We start from the raw sequence: 19632 nt of genomic DNA on the forward strand, positions 1-19632 counted from the left end.
GGAAATTTAATACTTTTTACCGACTTTTAAATAATTTTGGGCGATAATTATTATTATTTTTTAATATAGGAAAAAAATGAAAACTTTAACCATAATTGATACTTTTGGCTTTTTCTTTAGGCTTTTTTATGCTTTAAAGGGTTTGAAAAATTCAAAAGGCGAAGCTAGTAATATGATAAGCGGTTTTGCTAATTTTATTTATAGTTTGAAAAATGATCATCCTAGTGATATGATTATTTTTGCTCTTGATAGTAAAGGAAAAACTTTTAGAAGTGAAATTGATCCAAATTATAAAATCAACCGCACTCCACCTCCACCTGATTTATTAGCTCAAATTCCAATTTGCATTCAAATGATAGAAAAAATGGGTTTTTCAAGTTTTTCTTGCGAAGGATATGAGGCTGATGATATCATCGCATCTTTGGTTAAAGAGTGTGAAAATAAGGATATTTTTATAAGAATTATTACTCAAGATAAAGATTTGTATCAACTTATAAAAGATGATAAAGTTAGTATTTATAGTCCTATTTCAAAAAATGATTATAATGAAGCAGGATGTTTGGAAAAATACGGGGTAAAACCTAGCCAGATAAGAGATTTTTTAGCTCTATGTGGAGATAGTTCAGATAATATCCCAGGGGTAAAAGGAATTGGTGCTAAGGGTGCTAAAAATTTACTTGATGAGTTTGGAAGCATTGAGGGAATTTATGAAAATTTAACACTAGTGCGTAATGAAAGAAGTCGTAATTTGTTGCTTGAGGGCAAAGAAAATGCCTTTTTGAGTAAAAAACTTGCTTCTTTGTATGAAAATTTAGATGTAAAAGATATGCTTTTAAATTGTGAGTATCCAAAAGATGAGCCCTTGCTTAAGATTATGGATATTTTGGAGCATTATGAATTAAATGCTTTGTTAAAAAAACTACGCACCAATCCTACTAATAAAGATAAAAATTTAGGATTTAATGCAAGATTAATCTTAGATGAGAAAGAATTATTTGACATTTTAGAAAAAATTGATGATCAAAGCATTGTTGCTTTTGACACTGAAACTACGGGCTTAGATACTAAAGAAGCTAAGATAGTAGGGTTTAGTTTTTGTTTTCATGAAAGTGAAGCCTTTTATGTGCCACTTGCGCATGATTATTTAGGAGTTTGTAAGCAAATTTCTATGCAAGTGGCTAAAAAGGGTATAGAAAAAATCTATCAAAGCACGGTTATAGGACATAATCTTAAATATGATTTTGAGATTATAAAAAACAATTTTAATTTACTTCCTCCAAAAAACTATGCTGATACTATGATACTTGCATGGCTTAAAGAGCCAAGTTTGCGTGTAAATATGGATGATTTAGCAAAAAGATTGTTTGATTATGAGACTTTGCATTTTGAAGACTTGGTAAAAAAAGGAGAAAGCTTTGCAGGAGTGGATGTAGAAAAAGCTTGTAAATATGCAGCCGAGGATGCTTATGTTACTTTAAGATTTTATTTGTATTTTTTAAAAAATTTAGAAAAGCCTTTGTTTGAGCTTGCGCAAAAAAGTGAGTTTGAATTTATCAAAGTGCTTATTATGATGGAAAATAATGGCATTATACTTGATACTCAAAAGCTTGAAAGCCTAATGCAAAGTTTTAATCAAGATATAAAAATACTTAGTGAAAAAATATATGATTTAGCGGGTGAAAAATTTAATATTAACTCTCCTAAACAAGTAGGGGATATTTTATTTGAAAAACTAAAGCTACCAAGTGGTAAAAAAAGTAAAACAGGTTATTCTACTGATGAAAAGGTTTTAAATGCTATTTTAGATGAACATCCGATTGTGAAAGAAATTTTAGCTTATAGAGAGCTTGCAAAATTAGTTTCTACTTATTGCGAACCTTTGTTAAAATTAGCTAAAAAAGATGAAAACTCAAGAATTTATTCTAGCTTTTTACAAACAGGAACAGCCACGGGACGCCTTTCATCAAAAGATCCAAATTTGCAAAATATCCCTGCACATGGTCAATATGCTAAAGATTATAAATCCTGTTTTGTAGCAAAAGAAGGATTTAGTTTTATCTCGCTTGATTATTCACAAATTGAGCTTAGAATGCTAGCGCATTTTAGTGAAGATGAGAAATTATTAGAAGCGTTTTCAAACAATGAGGATATTCATGCAAAAACTGCTATTATGATTTTTAACCGTAGTGATTATGAGACAAGAAGTATTGCTAAAAGCATAAATTTTGGTCTTATTTATGGTATGGGTTATAAGACTTTGAGTCAAAATTTAAAAATAGAAGCAAAGTTAGCTAAAGAATATATTGAAAAATATTTTGAGAATTTTACTAGTATAAAAACTTATTTTGAAAAGGTAAAAAATGAAGCTAAGCAAAATGGTTTTATAAAGACTTTACTAGGCCGTAAGCGTTATTTTGACTTTGAAAATGCAAAGCCTATGCATGTGGCAATGTATGAAAGAGAGAGCATTAACTCTACACTTCAAGGTTCTGCTGCCGATATAATAAAACTTGCAATGATAGAAATTGCAAAAGATTTAGATGAAAATAAACGCTTGATTTTACAAATCCATGATGAGCTTATTTTTGAAGTAAAAGATGAACTTTGTGAGGAATTTGCAAAAAATGCTAGTGATATTATGGAAAATATTGTAAAATTAAAAGTTAAATTAAAAACTTCATCAAGTATTGCCAAAAATTGGGGCGCATTAAAATAAGGAGAATAATTAATGGATCTTTCAACCATACTTGGGATGGTATTAGCTGTTGTTAGTATTTCTGTGGGGGATATTTTAGAGGGTGGTAACCCTTTACATGTTTTGCATTTAAGTTCATTTTTAATCGTGGTTCCAACTGCGGCTTTTTGTGCGATGACAGCAACGCATAAAAAATTTGTTAAAGCAGCTTATAAAGAATTAAAACTTGCCTTTAAAGGTGCAGGGGTAAATTTAAGTCAAAGGATAGCTGAGCTTGTAGAATACTCTATCATAGCAAGAAGAGATGGGCTTTTGGCTTTAGAATCAAAAACTAATGAAATTGATAATGAGTTTTTAAAAGAAACCATGATGATGATGGTTGATGGTAAGAGCGTAGAAGAGATTAAAGAAAGTATGGAAATCCAAATAGAAGAAATGGAAGAATACTATAAAGAAACTGCTGAATATTGGATACGCTTTGGTGAGACTTGTCCTACTATGGGTCTTGTTGGTGCGGTTATGGGGCTTATGCTTGCTTTGCAACTTTTAGATGATCCTCAAGCTATGGCAGCAGGTATTGCAGGAGCATTTACTGCAACGGTAACTGGAATTTTTGGTGCTTATGCTTTATTTGGACCTTGGGGTCATAAAATCAAAGCTAATGCTCATGAGCTCATTAAAGAAAGGATAGTTATCTCGCATGCTATAGTAAGTATTGCAGAGGGAGCTAACCCTAGAGATTTAGAGGCTAAATTGTTTAATTACCTTGGACAAGGTGAGCCTAGAATTTCTCAATTTGATAAGTAAGAGTTAAAAAATGGGAAAAAAACATAAATGTCCAGAATGTCCAGCAGGTGAAAAATGGGCTGTGCCTTATGCAGACTTTTTAAGTTTGCTTTTGGCCCTGTTTATTGCTCTTTGGGCGATTTCTGAAAGTAACCCCGCTAAAACTGAGGCTTTAAAAACTGAATTTGTTAAAATTTTTGAATTTACTGCTTCAAATCCTTTAGAAAAAGAAAGTGAAGTGCATAATAAATACAGTGCACCATCTAATGCAAATGTTGAAGAGCTTGAAAAGCTTAAAAAATTAAGTATCACCCAACAAGAAAATATAGAAAAATTAAAAGCAGCGTTAGATCAAAGAGAAAATAATATCGTTTTAAATTTGCCTGCAAGGGTTGAATTTGCTAGGGGTAGTATACAAATTGATTCAGCTGATGTGCAAGATTTTCTAAAACGTATTAGTGAAGTTTTAAAAAGAATGCCAAAACAAGCTCAAATAGAACTTAGAGGTTATACTGATGCAAGTGATAAAGATCCTAAAAGAAATTTTGATTTAGCAAGTAAAAGAGCTCAAGTTGTGGCTGATTATTTGATTGCTAGAGGGATTAATCCAGCTCAACTTATAGTGGTTAGTTTTGGTGAAAATTATCCTTTGAGTGCAAACAAAGAAGATGAAATAAACAATAGAGTTGAATTTTATATCCGCGTAGATTCTTCAGATAATCAAACTAGAAAGTCAGTATTAGATCAAATTGGAGCTTTTAATAACAAATAAGTTTTTACTTATTTGTTATTTTCTCCACCAAAACGAAGCAATGCTGAACCCCAAGTAAAGCCTCCGCCAAAAGCATCAAGCAATATTAATGAGCCTTGTTTTAAACGACCTTGCTCGTAAGCATCATTCATTGCCATAGGAATTGAAGCAGCTGAGGTGTTGCCATATTTTTGAACAGTAACTACGCATTGTTCGTCTTTGAAGTTTAATTTTTCTTGTACGGCCTTGATAATTCTTAAATTAGCTTGATGAGGTATAAAAAGATCAATTTCTTCGCTTTTTATATCATTTTTGGTAAGAATTTCAACAACATCATTACTTAGGGTATTCACTGCGATTTTAAATACTTCATTTCCTTTCATTTGCATGGAAAGTGGAGAGCAGATACTACTTTTTTGAGCTCTTTGAGTCATTAATAAATCTCCAAATTCCCCATCACTTGCAGTATGAGTATCTATAATAGGAAAATTATCATCTAATGACACAACTCCAGCCCCAGCTCCATCACCAAATAACACACAAATGCTTCTATCAGTATAATCCATAATAGAACTAATTTTTTCAGCCCCTATGATTAATACATTTTTTTTAGCACCACTTTCAACCATAGATTTTGCAAGCTCTAAAAGATAAATAAATCCTGAGCATGCGGCAGAAATATCAAAAGCGGTGATATTTTTTAAGCCCAAATTATGAGCGATTTTACATGCAGTTGATGGCATGGTAAAATAATCAGGGCTTAAAGTAGCTACGATGATCGCATCTATATCTTGAGGATTTAAATTAGCTCTTTGTATGGCTTTAATAGCTGCTTTAGTACCAAGATCGCTTGTATTCTCATCATCATTTGCTATGTGTCTTTGTTCTATACCAGTTCTTCTTAATATCCATTCATTACTAGTTTGAACCATTTTTTCTAAGTCAAAATTACTCAGAGTTTTTGTAGGGATATAAGAAGCTATACTTTTTAAGGAAGCTTTAGTTGATTTCATAATTAGAAAGTTCTTTTTCTATAGTTTGATTTATATTTGATTGTGTGAAATTTAATGCTTGAAAAATAGCATTTTTTATAGCTTTTGGACCACTTTTTCCATGACTTATAATGACACATTCTTTTACACCCAAAAGCGGAGCTCCACCGTATTCTTCATAGTCAATATGAATTTTTAGTTCATTAAAAGCTGGTTTTGCTAAAAGATAGCCTAGTTTTGCTAAAAAAGATTTTTGAATTTCTTGTTTTAGAAGCTTTGTGATAACACTTGCTACACCTTCGCCGGTTTTAAGTAAAATATTCCCATTAAATCCATCACATACTAATACATCTATAGTACCATTAAAGATATCTCTACCTTCGGCATTTCCGACAAAATTTGGAAGTTGCTTTAAGAGTTGATGAGTTTCTTTGGTAAGCTCATTTCCCTTACATTCTTCTTCTCCATTTGATAGTAAAGCAACTCTAGGTTTGGCAATTTTTAAAATCTCTTTAGCATAGGTTTCACCCATAATAGCAAATTGAAATAAATGCTCACTTTTACAATCAACATTTGCTCCAACATCTAGTACAAGTGTTCTTGAATGGATATTTGGCATTAAAGTAGCAATTGCAGGTCTAGCAATATTTGCTAATCTTCCAAGCCTTAATGTAGCTAAACTCATAGTAGCTCCACTATGCCCAGCAGAAACAACAGCTTTTGCTTTTTGATTTCTTACTAAATCAATGGCTTTGTAAATAGTACTATCTTTTCTTTTTAGTGCATCTGTGGAATTTTCATCCATAGCAAACACATCAAAAGCTTCTTCGTATTCTATGTATGAGTTTAATTCTTGAGGAATCAAGGTTTTTAGTTTTTGAGGATCCCCTACCAAGATAGCTTTAAATTCACGCTCTTTTAAAGCCTGAATCACACCTTCTATAATAGGTTTTTCCCCAAAATCACCACCCATTGCATCAATAGCAATGCTTGTCATCGTTATTAATATTCCTTAGTTACTGGATTTACACGGTGAGGCATTTTATAGCTACCATCTTTGTCTTTTATAGGCATAGGTAAGGTAACTTTATAATGAGTTCTGCGTTTTGCTGCACGAGTTTTACTCACTCTTCTCTTAGGTACTGCCATTTTTTACTCCTTTATTAATTTAAACATTTATTACAATAAAAATAATCACTTAAATAAGATTGTAACTCACTTGTGGCAAGTTCTATTAAATCTATATGAGAGTCAAAAAACTCCATAGTATCACTTAAAGTATTATTTTCATCTTTAAAAATTCCATCGCTTGCAAAAAGCTCTATATTTTGATCGATTTCAAGCTCCATTTCATCGCCACATCGATCACAGTTTCTATAAGTAAATCCTTTGAAATTAGCTTTTATTTTTGCTAATTTTGGATTAACTTTTGTAATAGTTCCTTCAAAAACTATATTATCAAGATCTAGCTTAAAAGGATAAGCCACAGAGCTAAGTTTTGCAAAGGCAATTTTCATTATAAAATTTCAGTTTTTGAAAAGAAAAATTCTATTTCAATTTTTGCATTTTCTAAGCTATCACTTCCATGAACTGCATTTGCATCAATACTATCTGCAAAATCTGCTCTAATAGTACCAGGAGCTGCTTCTTTTGGATTTGTAGCACCCATTAATTCTCTGTTTTTTAATACTGCATTTTCGCCTTCTAAAACAGAAACCACAACCGGACCGCTGATCATAAATTCAACTAAATCTTTAAAAAAAGGTCTGTCTTTGTGTACAGCATAAAATTCTTGCGCTTCTTTTTCTGAAAGCTGTATTTTTTTTGTTGCTGCTATTCTTAGACCATTGTTTTCAAAGCGTGTTAAAATTTGACCAATAACACCTTTTTTTACTGCATCAGGTTTAATAATAGAAAGTGTTTTTTCCAAAATCGTCCCCTTAATTTAAATAAGTTTTATATTTATAAAAGAGCTAATTATACCAAAAAATGCTTTAAATTTATATAAAAGTTTAGAGTTATTGAAGGGTTTGTAAGTAACTTGAAATCAAGATACTTACATTAAATTTATTAAGCAAATACTGGAGTTGAACCGTCTCTTAAATCACTACCGATGTTATCACGACTTGGTTGACCACCTACTACATCACTCCATACAATACAGCCATCAGTTGGGCAAGCACTTGCACAGGCTGGTTGATCATTGTGTCCTACACACTCAACACATTTATCTGCATAAACATAATATCTGTCTTCGCCCTCAGGATTATTTGCATCATCTACGATAGCACTTACTGGGCATTCATCTATACAAGAACCACATGCTATACAAATATCAGTAATTTTAACTGCCATTTTTTACTCCTTAATATTAATGTTGAATGCAAGATTATCAAAATTGTGTTAATTTTATTCTTAAAATCTATTAATTTTGATAATAAAATTAAATTATGGATAATTTTACACAATTAATAAATTTTTAAATTTACAAATGATATTATTTTGTTACAAATAAAATTTATTAATTAGGAGATAAAAATGATAGTTACTAAAAAAGCTATTGATTTTACAGCACCAGCTGTATTAGGAAATAACCAAATAGTTGAAGATTTTAATCTTTATAAAAATATAGGATCAAAAGGCGCGGTAGTATTTTTCTATCCAAAAGACTTTACTTTTGTTTGCCCATCTGAAATCATTGCTTTTGATAAAAGATATCAAGATTTTAAAGATAGAGGTATTGAAGTAATCGGCGTATCTTGCGATAATGAATTTTCTCACTTTGCATGGAAAAATATGCCAGTAAATCAAGGTGGTATAGGTCAAGTTAAATTTCCTTTAGTAGCTGATTTAACTAAACAAATTGCTAGAAATTTTGATGTTTTATTTGAAGAGGCAGTTGCTTTAAGAGGTTCTTTCTTACTTGATGCTGATGGAACGATTCGTCATGCAGTGATCAATGACTTACCACTTGGAAGAAACATTGATGAGATGATTAGAATGGTTGATACTATGTTATTTACTAATGAACATGGTGAAGTTTGCCCAGCTGGCTGGAACAAAGGTGATGAAGGTATGAAAGCTGACCCTAAAGGTGTTGCTGATTATCTAAGCAAAAACGAAGGTAAACTATAAACTAAAAGCCTACTTATGTAGGCTTTTAATATTTTATTTATTCTACTCATTTATTTTTATACTTAATACTTTTAAAATTTAAAATCAAAATTTTTAACAAATAAAATAGTTTAAATTTGTTGATACTTGGATTAAATGCTATAATTTTGCTTTAAAAATTTAAAGGTTTTTTATGGCTGCTGATGATCAAGAAAAAACAGAAGAACCCACGTCCAAGAAAATAGAAGATGCTCGTAAAGAGGGCAATGTCCCAAAAAGCCAAGATGCATCTGCTGTGGCTGTGCTTGTTATAGCTGTGGTTGTGGTGTTATTTATGTTGCCTTTTATAGGTGAGAGAATTAGTGGTTTATATAGGTTTTATCAAAGCTTTATAGGTATAGAACTTGATTTAAAAATCTTGCAAAAAATTATTATAAAAACCATGATAGAAATGTTTATTATGGTTTTACCTATTACTTTAACGATTATGGTTGCAGGTGTGCTTGGAAATTTAATGCAATTTGGTTTTATTTTTACCACAAAGCCCATCACTCCAAATTTTAACAAAATTAACCCTATTAATGGTCTTAAAAATCTTTTTTCTTTGAAAAAAATCATTGAAGCTTTAAAAATTACTCTTAAAGTTGGAGTGGTTTTTGGAATAGCTTTTATTTTTTTATTACAATTTATGAAAGAACTTCCTAGAGTGGAGCTTTATACGATTTATCCACAACTTTTATGGCTTAGAGATAAAGCTATTATCCTTGCGGCTATTGTGATTATAGCTTTTTTGGTTATTGGACTTTTAGATGTGCTTTTGGTAAGGTATCAGTACTTTAAAAATTTGCGTATGAGCAAACAAGAAATCAAAGATGAATACAAACAAAGCGAAGGAGATCCTTTGGTAAAAGGAAGAATTCGTCGTTTGCAAATGGAAGCAGCAAGACGCAGAATGGTGCAAGATGTCGCTAGTGCTGATGTGGTGATTACTAACCCTACTCACTATGCGGTTGCTTTGCGTTATGATAGCTCTAAAGAAGCTGCACCAAAAGTTTTAGCTAAAGGAGTGGACTTTTTAGCTTTGCGTATTAAAGATATGGCATATGAATACAATGTTATGATTTATGAAAATCCTCCTTTAGCTAGAGAACTTTATAAAGCTTGCGAGGTAAATGATCTTATTCCACCAGAGCTTTTTAAAGCAGTAGCAGAGGTTTTAAGCTTTGTCTATACTTCCAATAGACAAAAATTTGCCGATAGATTAAAATAAATTTAGCTTTTTAATTAAGCTTATAATAGTCATAGTTATAGAAAGAGTGTAAATACCCAAAAGCGCTATACGGTGAGATTTGAGGTTGATTTTTTCCATGATTTTAATTCCAAGATAAACCCCTAGCATAGAGCTAAGTCCTACTAAGCTTCCATTTTGCAAGACTTCTTTATCAATGATGTCATTATATACAAAAGAACTAATCCCTGAAATGGAAGCAAAAATCACAAAAAATAAGCTAAGCGGCACTACTTTTTTAGTATCATAGCCTAAAAAATAAGCTAAAATAGGGGTGATTAAAAGCCCACCGCCAATCCCTAAAGATATAGCAAAAATTCCTGTAAATACGCCACAAATTAGCAAAATAGAATTTTTCAAGATATTAGAGTGGTTGATATTTCCAATGGTACTTTTTTGATTAAAAGCAAATTTTAAAAAGAATACAATACTCACGCATAGAAAAATACTTGTTAAGGTTATATCTGAAAAATATGAGAGCAAAATCCCACTAAACATCGCACCTAAAAAGCCTCCAAAGCCTATGATGAGTCCATCTTTTAAGATCAAATTTTTCTTTTTATAGTTTAAATAGGAGCCAAAAATAGAAGCAAAAATCATTTGTACAACAGAAATTGCAACAGCGTGGTGAGAGCTGAGTCCTAAAGTAAGCATGAAAGGAACGATGATCATACCACCACCTATACCAAAAACCCCTGAAGCCATACCTGAAAAAATCCCTATAATCATATAAGGAAGTAAAGTTAAATCCATAATCTATAAACCTTTAAATAAAAATATTGTAACAAAATAAAAATTTATTTAGCTTTAGAAAATATAATCATAGTCGATTTATGATGATTATAAATATTTTTTGGAGTTAATATGAAATTTTGCAAAAAATGCGTTATGCCAGATACTAAGCCTGATTTGCATTTTAATGATGAGGGAATTTGTGATGCATGTTGCTCGCAAGAAGCGAAAAATCATGAGATAAATTGGCAAGAGCGTGAAAAAGAATTTCTAGAACTTGTGAAAAAATATAAAAAACACCCCGTGTATGATTGTGTCATAGGAGTAAGTGGCGGTAAGGATTCTACTTTTCAAGTTTTAAAATGTCTTGAGCTTGGGCTTAATCCTTTGTGTGTTTGTTTTGAACCAAGTATCCCTACTAAAATAGGTAAAAAGAATTTAAAAAATTTAAATAATCTTGGTGTTGATTTGATCCATATCAAAAGAAACCCTTTAGTGTATAAAAAATTATCCCGTGAAGCTTTTGTAAGAACGGGCGATAATGAATGGCAAAACCATTTGGGGATTTTTACATGTGTTCCAAAAGTAGCTGTTGCTTTTGAAATTCCTTTGATTATTTGGGGGGAAAGTCCGCAGATTGAATATGGTGGGCCAGCTAGTTCTAAAGAAAAAAACACTTTAGGTAGAGAGTGGCTTGAAGAATTTGGTGGGCTTTTGGGTAATAGAATTTCTGATATGATTGGAGTTGATGGTATTAGAGAAAAGGATTTATATTTTTACACTTATTCAAGTGATGAAGAGCTTCAAAGAGTAGGAGTTACAGGGTTATTTTTGGGATATTATTTTAAATGGGATTATAAGTATAATTTAAAAATATCTAAAGAAAATGGCTTTAAAACTAGTACAAAACCAGTTGAAACTACTTATGAGAATTTTGAAAATTTAGATTGTTATTCAAATCATGTGCATGATTATTTAAAATACTGCAAATATGGTTTTGGAAGAGCTACGGATAATGCATGTTTGGATATAAGACTTGGCTATATTAGCCGTGAAGAGGGTGTGAGACTTGTAAATAAATATGATGGAAAGCCACCTAAAAAGGCTATTAAGAAATATTTAGAATTTAGTGGTTTTAGTGAAAAAGAATTTGAAAAAATTGTAGATTCTTTTACTAATAAAAAGATATTTAAACGCGATGAAAATGGTAAATTCTTAAGAGATAGCGATGGATCATTGATAAAAAAAGATGAGTTTATTTTGAAATGATTTGTATTGTTGATTATCATCTTGGAAATTTTAAATCTGTTTTGAAAGCTTTTGAAAAACTTAATCAAGAAGTGATTATAAGTTCTAAAAAAGAAGATATAAAAAATGCTTCTAAATTAGTTTTACCAGGTGTTGGATCTTTTAAGCAAGGTATAGACAATTTAAAAAAACTTGCACTAGATGAGCTTTTAAAAGAATGTGTTTTAAAAGATAAAAAGCCTATTTTGGGGATTTGTCTTGGTATGCAACTTTTTGCCAGTAAAGGATATGAGGGCGGAGAGTGCGAAGGGCTTGATTTTATAAAAGCAAGGGTTTTGAAATTTGATTTAAGTAAAGAAAAATTATTGCACAGTGGCTGGGATGATTTACAGTTTAGTGATAAAAAAAGCAAGCTTTTTGATGGAATTTTAGAAAAAAGTGATTTTTATTTTGTGCATTCTTATTATGTAGAGTGTTTAGAGAGAGTGGAGACTTCTTTTTGTGAGTATGAAAAACCTTTTTGTGCAAGTTTTGAAAAAGATAATATTTTTGCTGTGCAATTTCACCCTGAAAAAAGCCAAAATGTAGGTTTGAAACTTTTGGAAAATTTTGCAAATTTAAAGGTCTAATATGCTTAAAACAAGAATCATACCTTGTGTGTTATTAAAAGATCATCAGCTTGTAAAAAGTATCAATTTTTCTTCTTTTAGGACTATAGGACATGTGGTAAGCACAGCTAGGATATATAATGCTAGAAATGTTGATGAGCTTATAGTTTTGGATATTAATAAAAATGGCGTTATAGATTTTGAAAGCTTAGAAGATATAGCTAATGAGTGTTTTATGCCTTTAACCATTGGAGGTGGGATTAGAACTTTAGAAGATATTAGAAAATTGCTAGATATAGGTGCAGATAAAATTAGTATTAATTCTATGGCTTTGCAAGATCCAGATTTTGTCAAAAAGGTGGCAAATACTTTTGGAAGTTCTTGTGTAGTATGCTCGATTGATGTAAAAAAAGATAAAAATAAATTTAAAGTTTTTAATAATGAAATTTTAGATATTGATCCGCTAGAACTTGCATTAAAATATGAATCTTTAGGAGCAGGGGAGATACTTTTAACAAGTGTTGATAAAGAAGGAAGTTCTTTAGGGTATGATTGGGAATTACTAGAGTATTTCAAAGGTAAATTAAAAATTCCACTTATTATCAATGGAGGACTTTCTAATCCTCAAGATGGAGTAAAAGCTATACAACTTGGTGCGAATGCATTAGCAGGTGCTTTTATATTTCATTTTAGTCAATATACTCCAAATGATGTTAAAAATGAGCTTTTAAAAAATAATATCCCTGTGAGGATTGTTTAAATTTACAAAATAAAAATTATTATCTTCTTTAATAATTTTAAAACCATGTTTTAAATATAAATTTAAAGCTTTTGTGTTTTCTTTGAAAACACAAGCGTTTAAAGTTTGAACTTTTAAAATATTAAAAGCATAGTTTTTAACTTCTTGCATTAAAAGCTCGCCTATACCTTTTTTTATACCATAAAGCCCAAATTCACAGGATAAATTTATGATATTGTTAAAATATATTACTCCTAGCTTCTCGTTATTTTTTATCAATAAAAAATATTTTTTGTTTTTGCTTTTGTTTAGTTCTTTTAAAAATATTAAGTGGTTTTTATAATTTATATTTTTTGTTTTCATAAATTTAGAGATATTTGGAGAATTTCTTATATAAAAAATTTCTTTTTTTTCTTCTTTTGTAAGATTAGTAAAATTTTTATAAAAAATCACTTTATAACCTTTACACTTTTAAACACTTCAGCATATTGAAGACCAACTCTCATTCCTTGGTATTGCGCATTGATTTTTATCCCCTCTAAGCTTCTTGGGTGAGGATAATTTCTTAGTTCTGATTGATAAAAAGACATAGCTTTTAGTTTCAAATCAAGTGTCGCGCTAATATCAAAAAATACATCAGGTTGAAAGCTTAATGGATAGTTCCATTCTGTACTCGAAAGAATTTCAAAACTATAAATTTCTTTAACACTTTCTTCTTGTAGAGATCTTGTAGCAGTAATTGTTGCTTTGTATGTAATTTGATGGTCTATATTGAGATCTTTTTCATAATGTGTAAAAATTATATTTGGTTTAATTTCATTTTTAACTTCTTCTATACTCTTGACTATTTCTAATAATGGTATTTTATCAAAAGCATTATCAGGAAAAAACTTTCTAAAAACTTTTTTAATGCCTAAAAGATTATTTGCTTTAAATAACTCATCTTCTAAAATTTCTTGTTCATTTTTGCTATTTATCTCTCTGCTTGTTTTACCTTCTCCAAGTATTAAAGTATAAGCTTCATATCCTTGTTGAATATATTTTGCTATAGTTCCAAAGCATCCTAAAACTTCATCATCTGGGTGAGCTGCTATAATTAAAATTTTGTTATTTTTCATAAAATATTACCTCTGCTTTTATTTTATTATTGTGTTTTTTTGCGTTTTGAAAAACCATTTTTATATTTTCAAATTCCAAAAAAGCTTTTGGATAATCAATGGCATCAAGCATGCGTATAAAATCATATATTTTTATCAAATTTGGATTTTCGAGTGTATTGATATTACTTTGTTCTTTTGTTCTTCTTTTGAAAATTACTACTTTCCCTTTTTGTATGCGAGGGTTGATTTTTGTATGTAAAATTCTTGGTATTAGTTTAAAGAATATGATTTTTGAGATTTTTTCATAAATTCGTTGTGCATTTGAAATTTTAAAACTAATATTGTGTTTTAGATATATTTCTCCACCATCTAATGTATCACAAGCTTTTAAAGCACAAATTTTGCTTTTATATACCCCTCTTATGATTAAATTTTGTAAAGGTGAACCTCCTCTTCCAAATGGTAAATTTCCAAGGTGGAAAATAATACATTGATAGTTATTGTAAATTTCTTGAGGTATATAGAAAGACCAATGCGGGAAGAATATGTAATCTGGATTTATTTTTGTTATTTTTTCTAAAGTAAGATCGTCTTTTTTTGTTATGAGGTAAAAAGTATATGTTTTATATAATTCTTTTATTTTGTAGAAATTGTTGATATTATGTTGTCTAAGAGTAGCAATAATTATTTTCATATAAAATTCTCCACTTCATAGCCTTTTTTAGCAAGCCAAGTTGCAATTTTTTCTTGATTTTTAGCATAAGCTATGGCTTTAAAATTTGCTTTTAAAATCAAAGCTTCGTTAACTAATGAGCTTGCGCTAATGATGAGTTTTTTACTTTCATTCATCAATCTAGCAAGGTTAGGTTGGTCTATTAGAATTTGTATATTAGGGTTTTTTTGGCTTAATTTTTGAAGCAAATTTAGATGAGAATTTGCTTTTGTGGTAGCTATGATGATAGTTTTATTTTTGTTTAGTTTATTTGCTATATCAAAGGAAATGTTTTTTGGATCACTTCCCCCTATACAGATAAAATAATCATAAATTTTCTCTCTTTTTATCTTGCTTTCTTGGTAAAACTCATCGCGTATTAGAGCATAGGAAAAGCCACATCTTAATTCACAATACTTTGGCACTAAATTTTCATAATCACTTTCTTTAGCATAAGCATTGACATTAAGTAAAATATCGCAAAAATGTTCTTTTATCTCATCATCAAAGCTAAGAATTTTAATTCTTGTTTCTAATTTAATGAGTTTTTCATCATCTGCAGTGATCTCATAATGATCAATGATTAAAAGATCAAAATTTTCCTTTTTGATGAGATTGATGAGTTCATATATACTAGCACTTGTTAGCTCATATACAGGATAAGGAATTTCATCTATTAAAGAGCCTTTTAGTGGTAAACAAGCAAAAGATACATCTTGGTATTGTTTGGCTAACAAAAGATCTCTTTTGATATGTCCGTGTCCTATAGCGCTAGAACTATCGCTTCTAAAAAGAACTCTCATTATTACACTCGTTTATTTTGACACATTCTTGAAATTTGATACAAGGCTCTTTTTCGTTAAATAAAAAATCTAAAATTCCCAAATAAGCTATAAAATTTACACCCAATTGAGTATAGGTTGGATGGATAAAATCAAAATATTCAATTTTTATATTTGCATTTTTAAAAATTTCTTTTGCCGCTTCTTTTTCAAGGTAATTTTTTGAGCCTTCTGGAGAGAGGTAATGATCAGCTTTTAATGTTTGACAAATTTCAAGTAGTAATTTTTCTTTTTTTTCATTTTTTAAATTTAAAGAAGAAGCTTGTAAAATAGGAGTTTTAATGTTTAAGTGTTCACAATATATTTTGATTAACTCCATGTTAAATTGTGCTAAATGTGTATGTTCAAATAAAGCTTTTTCTAAGATATTGTAGTATTTATTAAAATTAATACTTTTAGAGTAAGCATGATGAATAGTTTTTAAAAATTTAATTTTCCATTTATCATCTTTTTCAAATAATATATCTTGAAGTGATGTTTTTTGTGGTGCTTTTTGTAAATTTAGTCCTAGTAAAAAAGTTTTATCTTGTAGTTTAATTTTGTTTCTATTTTGCCATGATCTGCGTTCAAATTGAACATTATCCAAAAAGACAAAAGTATCAACACTTTGTATCATATACATGTAGCCAAGCCATGGATTGAAGGTTGGCTGCATAATGGCTATTTTCACTTAATTTTTCCATAAATTACAATATCACTATCATTAACTAATCTTTCATCTTCTCCCATGATATTGGTATTTTCATAAGTAAGTACTTTAAAATCATATAAATTTAAATATTCTTTTAAAATTTCTACAAGTTCATATTCTTGGTAGAGAGTGTTTATACATCCAAGCTCTCCTGTGGTGTTATCGTTTGTGATTTTAAAACAATTATGAGCTATTTTTTCTCCATAGCCATATCTATAATCTTTTATGCTTCTTGTTCTTAAAAAAAACAAAGCATTTTCTTTATACATAGAATTTTCTTTGGAAATTTTTAATAATTTTAAAAAATCTTCTTTCAAAAGATAGTTAATCACATTAGGAATCATAAAAATATCTGCGTTAATATTTGGATTTTTTAAGGGAAATTCTAAGATATCATCATGAAAAAACTGATAGTTTTTGCATTGAATTACTTCTTTGAAATTGTAATTAGCATTGTTAATATTTTCTTGATTTAAATCAACTCCGATACATTCATAATCATAATTTGCAAATAAAGAAAGATTATTACCATTAGAACAAGCAAATTCTAAAACTTTTTGATTGTTTTGTTGGTGCAATCCTTGTTTAAAAAAGAATTTAATTACAGCTAAATCTGGAAATTTTAAACCTTTTAAATCTCTTAAGTACATTTTTACTCCTTAGTGATTTTACCATAGATGATTATATCGCTATCTTTGATATAAACTTTATTTTTTATATTGATATTTTCACTTGTAATAACTTCAAAATCATATAAATTTAAATTTTCTTTTAAAATTCCCACAAGTTCATGTTCTTGATATGCTGTGCAAAGACAATTTTTCTCGCCACTAAATTCATCATAGTTTAAAATAAAACTACCGTTTTTTAATTTTTCTCCAAGTCCGTAGCGATGATCTTTAACACTTCTTGCTCTTAAGAAAAAATGAGCATATCCTAATTTATTTGTTTGATATAGGTTGTTTTGTTTTGTATCTTGCAGTAAAATTTTAAATTCATCTTTGCTAATATAATTAATTACATTAGGTATTAACAATACATCCGCATTTATATTTTGATGATTTTTAGCAAAATCAAGCATATTTTCATTAAAAAAACTTGCCTTTTGATAATGCATAATTTCTTTAAAATTATAAATAGCGTTTTCATGATTTTGTTTACTAAGTTCTACTCCAATACACTCATAATCATAATTTGCAAATAAAGAAAGATTATTGCCATTATGAGAGGCAAATTCTAAGACTTTTGCATTTTTTAAGGTATCGAGCTTGTTTTTAAAAAACCATCTTACAAGCTCCATATCAGGATACTTAAAACCTTTGATTTTATTTATAAACATTTATTACCTTTGTGAAACTGATATAGTATTTTAGCAAATTCCAAGTCTTCGAAAGTATCAATATCGCAAATTTTATTCCTTGGAAGTAAAAAGGCTTTAGAATAAGGTTTAAACATAAAATCTTCTTCTAGCCATGCTTCTTTTTTGCCAAAGTAAAATGCGCCACCATCGTGATAAGCTTTAGTAAGATCTTGTGAGCGTTTGTGATAATTTGACTCATCAAACATATAAACTTTGTTTTGTTCATCAAGGTAAAAACCTCTTTGTATAGGGTATTCAAATTCACAAGCTGAAAATAAAAATTTACACTCATTTTGGCTAAATTGCTCAAAAGCTTTTTGCAAGATAAACTCATCTATAAGCGGAGCTGTTGCGTATAAGCAACACACATTTTCATAGATTTTACCTTGTTTTTCTAGAGTGATGATGGCATTTTGGATTACAGCGGTTGAGCTTGCATAATCATCACTTAATTCTTTTTTGCGCACAAAAGGAGCTTTTGCACCATATTTTAAAGCTACTTTGATGATTTCTTCATCATCGCTTGAGATAATCACATCATCAAAAATACTCGAATTTAAAGCACTTTCTATGCTATAAGCAATCAAGGGTTTTCCTAAAAAATCAATGATATTTTTTCTAGGAATACGTTTAGAACCACCACGCGCAGGGATAATACAAAGATTTTTCATAAACTCTCTTTAATTTTATAAAAAATAAGTATAATTAAATTTTAATTTTAAAAGGCTTAACATGCTCATAAATCAAACCTATTTCATAGACTCTTGTGACGATGTAGAATTAAATATAAAAAGAGAAAGTAAATTAGAATTTAAATTAACTTATGATGATAGTAAAGAAATAGAGGCTATTGTTTGTATTATAAGTGGCATTGGTGGGGATATAAAAGATGATTTATATATAAGTGATTATTGTGCTAGAAATTATAATGTAGCAGTTTTAAATGTAAATTATCATTGCATAGGAAATCGTCCTCAAACTGGAGCTAAGATTTATCTTGATGATATTGATAGACTTATATTTGACACAAGTGTAAAGGCTATTGGTATAGAAATTCCTTATGATATATCAAAACTTAATTCTTTTGAAGAATTTCATCCTGCTATGGATTATCTTAATAAAGAAATTCAAAAAAATAAAAATGATTGGGAGATTGATAGGAGTTATCATTTAGATTTAAGTGCAAGTTTACAGCCTACAAAGAATGAATATCAAAATTTTGGTATCATGCAAGCAACAGATATACTAAATGCTCTTTTATATATTAGAAAAAATTTCGCTTTTAAAGCTATGAGGAGGGATATAAAGCATATTTTAGTTGGAGCATCTCATGGAGGATATTTGGCAAATTTATGTGCAAAATTAGCTCCTTGGCTTGTTGATGTTGTGGTGGATAATTCTTCCCATGTTAGCCTTACTGATTTATGGAGGGTTATAGGTTTTGGCAAAGAAGTTGATTTTACCGAGTATTATTCGGTTGCGACTTTTAATTTCTTTCAAAATATAAGACTATGTTGTTGTGATAAAACATTTTGGACTACAAATAAACAATCACGTTATTATTTTTCACTTGCTAGAAAACTAATTAGAGAAACATTAAATAAAGATCATCTAAATATACAAGCAAAATATCCAAATCCAAAATACATTGCTTATCATTCTAAATTTGATGAATGGGTGTCTTTAGAAGAAAAAGAAGAATACGTTGATACTTTAAAAAACATGGATTTGATGTTGAATTTATAAAAGTTATAGATGAAAAACAAATAGATGGTAAGTTTATTAAAAATCTAACTCATGGTATGGGTATACCTATGAAACTACTTATTAAAAAACACTTACCACAAATTTTACAAGAACCTTTAAAAGATAAAACTTGTAAAAAAGAAATCTCATACAAGTGTGATGATTTAATATATACTTTTAAAGAGGAAAATGAACAGATTGTTTTAAGTGCGGAAAGGGTTTAAACAA

23 protein-coding genes and 1 pseudogene are annotated in these 19632 nt (G+C 29.5%); 9 read left to right on the plus strand and 15 right to left on the minus strand.

All coding sequences use genetic code 11. The annotated features are described in order from the left end of the window. The first annotated feature begins 76 nt into the window (after positions 1-76). From polA to motB, 3 genes are read left to right on the plus strand one after another with little or no spacing between them, the layout of a single operon-like run. Positions 77-2716, plus strand: a complete 2640-nt coding sequence (gene polA / locus L8U41_RS01960; protein ID WP_263727663.1) for a DNA polymerase I — start codon at positions 77-79, stop codon at positions 2714-2716. A 12-nt stretch (positions 2717-2728) separates the two neighbouring features. Further along, positions 2729-3502, plus strand: coding sequence for a flagellar motor stator protein MotA (gene motA, locus L8U41_RS01965; protein WP_039619177.1), 774 nt, complete (start codon positions 2729-2731; stop codon positions 3500-3502). A 10-nt stretch (positions 3503-3512) separates the two neighbouring features. Beyond that, the gene (gene motB, locus L8U41_RS01970; RefSeq protein ID WP_263727664.1) at positions 3513-4253 is read left to right on the plus strand and encodes a flagellar motor protein MotB; all 741 of its coding nucleotides are present in this window, start codon (positions 3513-3515) and stop codon (positions 4251-4253) included. Between the two features lie 8 nt (positions 4254-4261). On the opposite strand, the gene L8U41_RS01975 is transcribed toward motB, so the two are convergent. The 6 genes from L8U41_RS01975 to L8U41_RS02000 form a co-directional block, all read right to left on the minus strand. After that, complete coding sequence (locus L8U41_RS01975; RefSeq protein WP_263727665.1) at positions 4262-5245, minus strand: beta-ketoacyl-ACP synthase III; 984 nt, start codon at positions 5243-5245, stop codon at positions 4262-4264. Then, positions 5232-6221: a phosphate acyltransferase PlsX gene (gene plsX, locus L8U41_RS01980; protein WP_263727666.1), complete on the minus strand. Its 990-nt coding sequence runs from the start codon at positions 6219-6221 to the stop codon at positions 5232-5234. Before plsX ends, L8U41_RS01975 begins: the two co-directional genes overlap by 14 nt. Before the next feature lie 5 nt (positions 6222-6226). After that, a complete protein-coding gene (gene rpmF, locus L8U41_RS01985; RefSeq protein WP_012662034.1) occupies positions 6227-6373 on the minus strand; it encodes a 50S ribosomal protein L32 in 147 nt (48 codons plus the stop codon). Between the two features lie 14 nt (positions 6374-6387). After that, positions 6388-6741, minus strand: a complete 354-nt coding sequence (locus L8U41_RS01990) for a hypothetical protein (protein ID WP_173786823.1) — start codon at positions 6739-6741, stop codon at positions 6388-6390. Beyond that, positions 6741-7154 carry a nucleoside-diphosphate kinase gene (gene ndk / locus L8U41_RS01995; protein ID WP_173786824.1) on the minus strand — a complete coding sequence of 138 codons (414 nt, stop codon included), beginning with the start codon at positions 7152-7154 and terminating at the stop codon, positions 6741-6743. The genes L8U41_RS01990 and ndk overlap by 1 nt, the downstream gene beginning before the upstream one ends. A gap of 140 nt (positions 7155-7294) precedes the next feature. Further along, the gene (locus L8U41_RS02000) at positions 7295-7579 is read right to left on the minus strand and encodes a DUF362 domain-containing protein (RefSeq protein WP_173786825.1); all 285 of its coding nucleotides are present in this window, start codon (positions 7577-7579) and stop codon (positions 7295-7297) included. A gap of 183 nt (positions 7580-7762) precedes the next feature. Here L8U41_RS02000 and L8U41_RS02005 point away from each other — a divergent pair, with 183 nt between their 5' ends. Together L8U41_RS02005 and flhB are read left to right on the plus strand one after the other, a co-directional pair. Then, positions 7763-8359, plus strand: coding sequence for a peroxiredoxin (locus L8U41_RS02005; RefSeq protein ID WP_263708424.1), 597 nt, complete (start codon positions 7763-7765; stop codon positions 8357-8359). Positions 8360-8531: 172 nt separating this feature from the next. Continuing rightward, entirely contained in the window at positions 8532-9608 is a 1077-nt protein-coding gene (gene flhB / locus L8U41_RS02010; protein ID WP_263727667.1) for a flagellar biosynthesis protein FlhB, read from the plus strand. Here the strand turns inward: flhB and L8U41_RS02015 are convergent. Further along, entirely contained in the window at positions 9600-10379 is a 780-nt protein-coding gene (locus L8U41_RS02015; RefSeq protein WP_263727668.1) for a sulfite exporter TauE/SafE family protein, read from the minus strand. The two genes, flhB and L8U41_RS02015, sit on opposite strands and share 9 nt — an antisense overlap. Positions 10380-10490: 111 nt before the next feature. Here L8U41_RS02015 and L8U41_RS02020 point away from each other — a divergent pair, with 111 nt between their 5' ends. From L8U41_RS02020 to L8U41_RS02030, 3 genes are read left to right on the plus strand one after another with little or no spacing between them, the layout of a single operon-like run. After that, entirely contained in the window at positions 10491-11627 is a 1137-nt protein-coding gene (locus L8U41_RS02020) for an N-acetyl sugar amidotransferase (RefSeq protein WP_263727669.1), read from the plus strand. Further along, the gene (gene hisH / locus L8U41_RS02025) at positions 11624-12235 is read left to right on the plus strand and encodes an imidazole glycerol phosphate synthase subunit HisH (RefSeq protein ID WP_263727670.1); all 612 of its coding nucleotides are present in this window, start codon (positions 11624-11626) and stop codon (positions 12233-12235) included. The genes L8U41_RS02020 and hisH overlap by 4 nt, the downstream gene beginning before the upstream one ends. Before the next feature lies 1 nt (position 12236). Beyond that, on the plus strand, positions 12237-12974 hold the full coding sequence (locus L8U41_RS02030; RefSeq protein ID WP_263727671.1) for a HisA/HisF-related TIM barrel protein: 738 nt from the start codon (positions 12237-12239) through the stop codon (positions 12972-12974). Here the strand turns inward: L8U41_RS02030 and pseH are convergent. From pseH to pseF, 8 genes are read right to left on the minus strand one after another with little or no spacing between them, the layout of a single operon-like run. Then, positions 12942-13406, minus strand: a complete 465-nt coding sequence (pseH, locus tag L8U41_RS02035; protein WP_173787031.1) for a UDP-4-amino-4,6-dideoxy-N-acetyl-beta-L-altrosamine N-acetyltransferase — start codon at positions 13404-13406, stop codon at positions 12942-12944. The two genes, L8U41_RS02030 and pseH, sit on opposite strands and share 33 nt — an antisense overlap. Then, a complete protein-coding gene (locus L8U41_RS02040; protein WP_173787030.1) occupies positions 13403-14071 on the minus strand; it encodes a PIG-L deacetylase family protein in 669 nt (222 codons plus the stop codon). Before L8U41_RS02040 ends, pseH begins: the two co-directional genes overlap by 4 nt. Further along, positions 14061-14747, minus strand: a complete 687-nt coding sequence (locus L8U41_RS02045) for a methionyl-tRNA formyltransferase (protein WP_173787029.1) — start codon at positions 14745-14747, stop codon at positions 14061-14063. Before L8U41_RS02045 ends, L8U41_RS02040 begins: the two co-directional genes overlap by 11 nt. Further along, a complete protein-coding gene (gene pseG, locus L8U41_RS02050; RefSeq protein ID WP_263727672.1) occupies positions 14744-15568 on the minus strand; it encodes a UDP-2,4-diacetamido-2,4,6-trideoxy-beta-L-altropyranose hydrolase in 825 nt (274 codons plus the stop codon). Before pseG ends, L8U41_RS02045 begins: the two co-directional genes overlap by 4 nt. Further along, a complete protein-coding gene (locus tag L8U41_RS02055; RefSeq protein ID WP_263727673.1) occupies positions 15552-16277 on the minus strand; it encodes a WbqC family protein in 726 nt (241 codons plus the stop codon). Before L8U41_RS02055 ends, pseG begins: the two co-directional genes overlap by 17 nt. Further along, on the minus strand, positions 16274-16948 hold the full coding sequence (locus L8U41_RS02060) for a class I SAM-dependent methyltransferase (protein WP_173787026.1): 675 nt from the start codon (positions 16946-16948) through the stop codon (positions 16274-16276). Before L8U41_RS02060 ends, L8U41_RS02055 begins: the two co-directional genes overlap by 4 nt. 2 nt (positions 16949-16950) lie before the next feature. Continuing rightward, entirely contained in the window at positions 16951-17637 is a 687-nt protein-coding gene (locus L8U41_RS02065) for a class I SAM-dependent methyltransferase (protein ID WP_263727674.1), read from the minus strand. Continuing rightward, positions 17628-18329: a pseudaminic acid cytidylyltransferase gene (gene pseF / locus L8U41_RS02070; protein WP_173787025.1), complete on the minus strand. Its 702-nt coding sequence runs from the start codon at positions 18327-18329 to the stop codon at positions 17628-17630. The genes L8U41_RS02065 and pseF overlap by 10 nt, the downstream gene beginning before the upstream one ends. 61 nt (positions 18330-18390) lie before the next feature. On the opposite strand from pseF, the pseudogene L8U41_RS02075 reads away from it, so the two are divergent. Beyond that, positions 18391-19628: pseudogene (locus L8U41_RS02075) on the plus strand (DUF2920 family protein). Positions 19629-19632 lie beyond the last annotated feature (4 nt).

This window comes from Campylobacter sp. RKI_CA19_01116, assembly GCF_025771405.1.
In the GTDB taxonomy this organism is placed as follows: domain Bacteria; phylum Campylobacterota; class Campylobacteria; order Campylobacterales; family Campylobacteraceae; genus Campylobacter_D.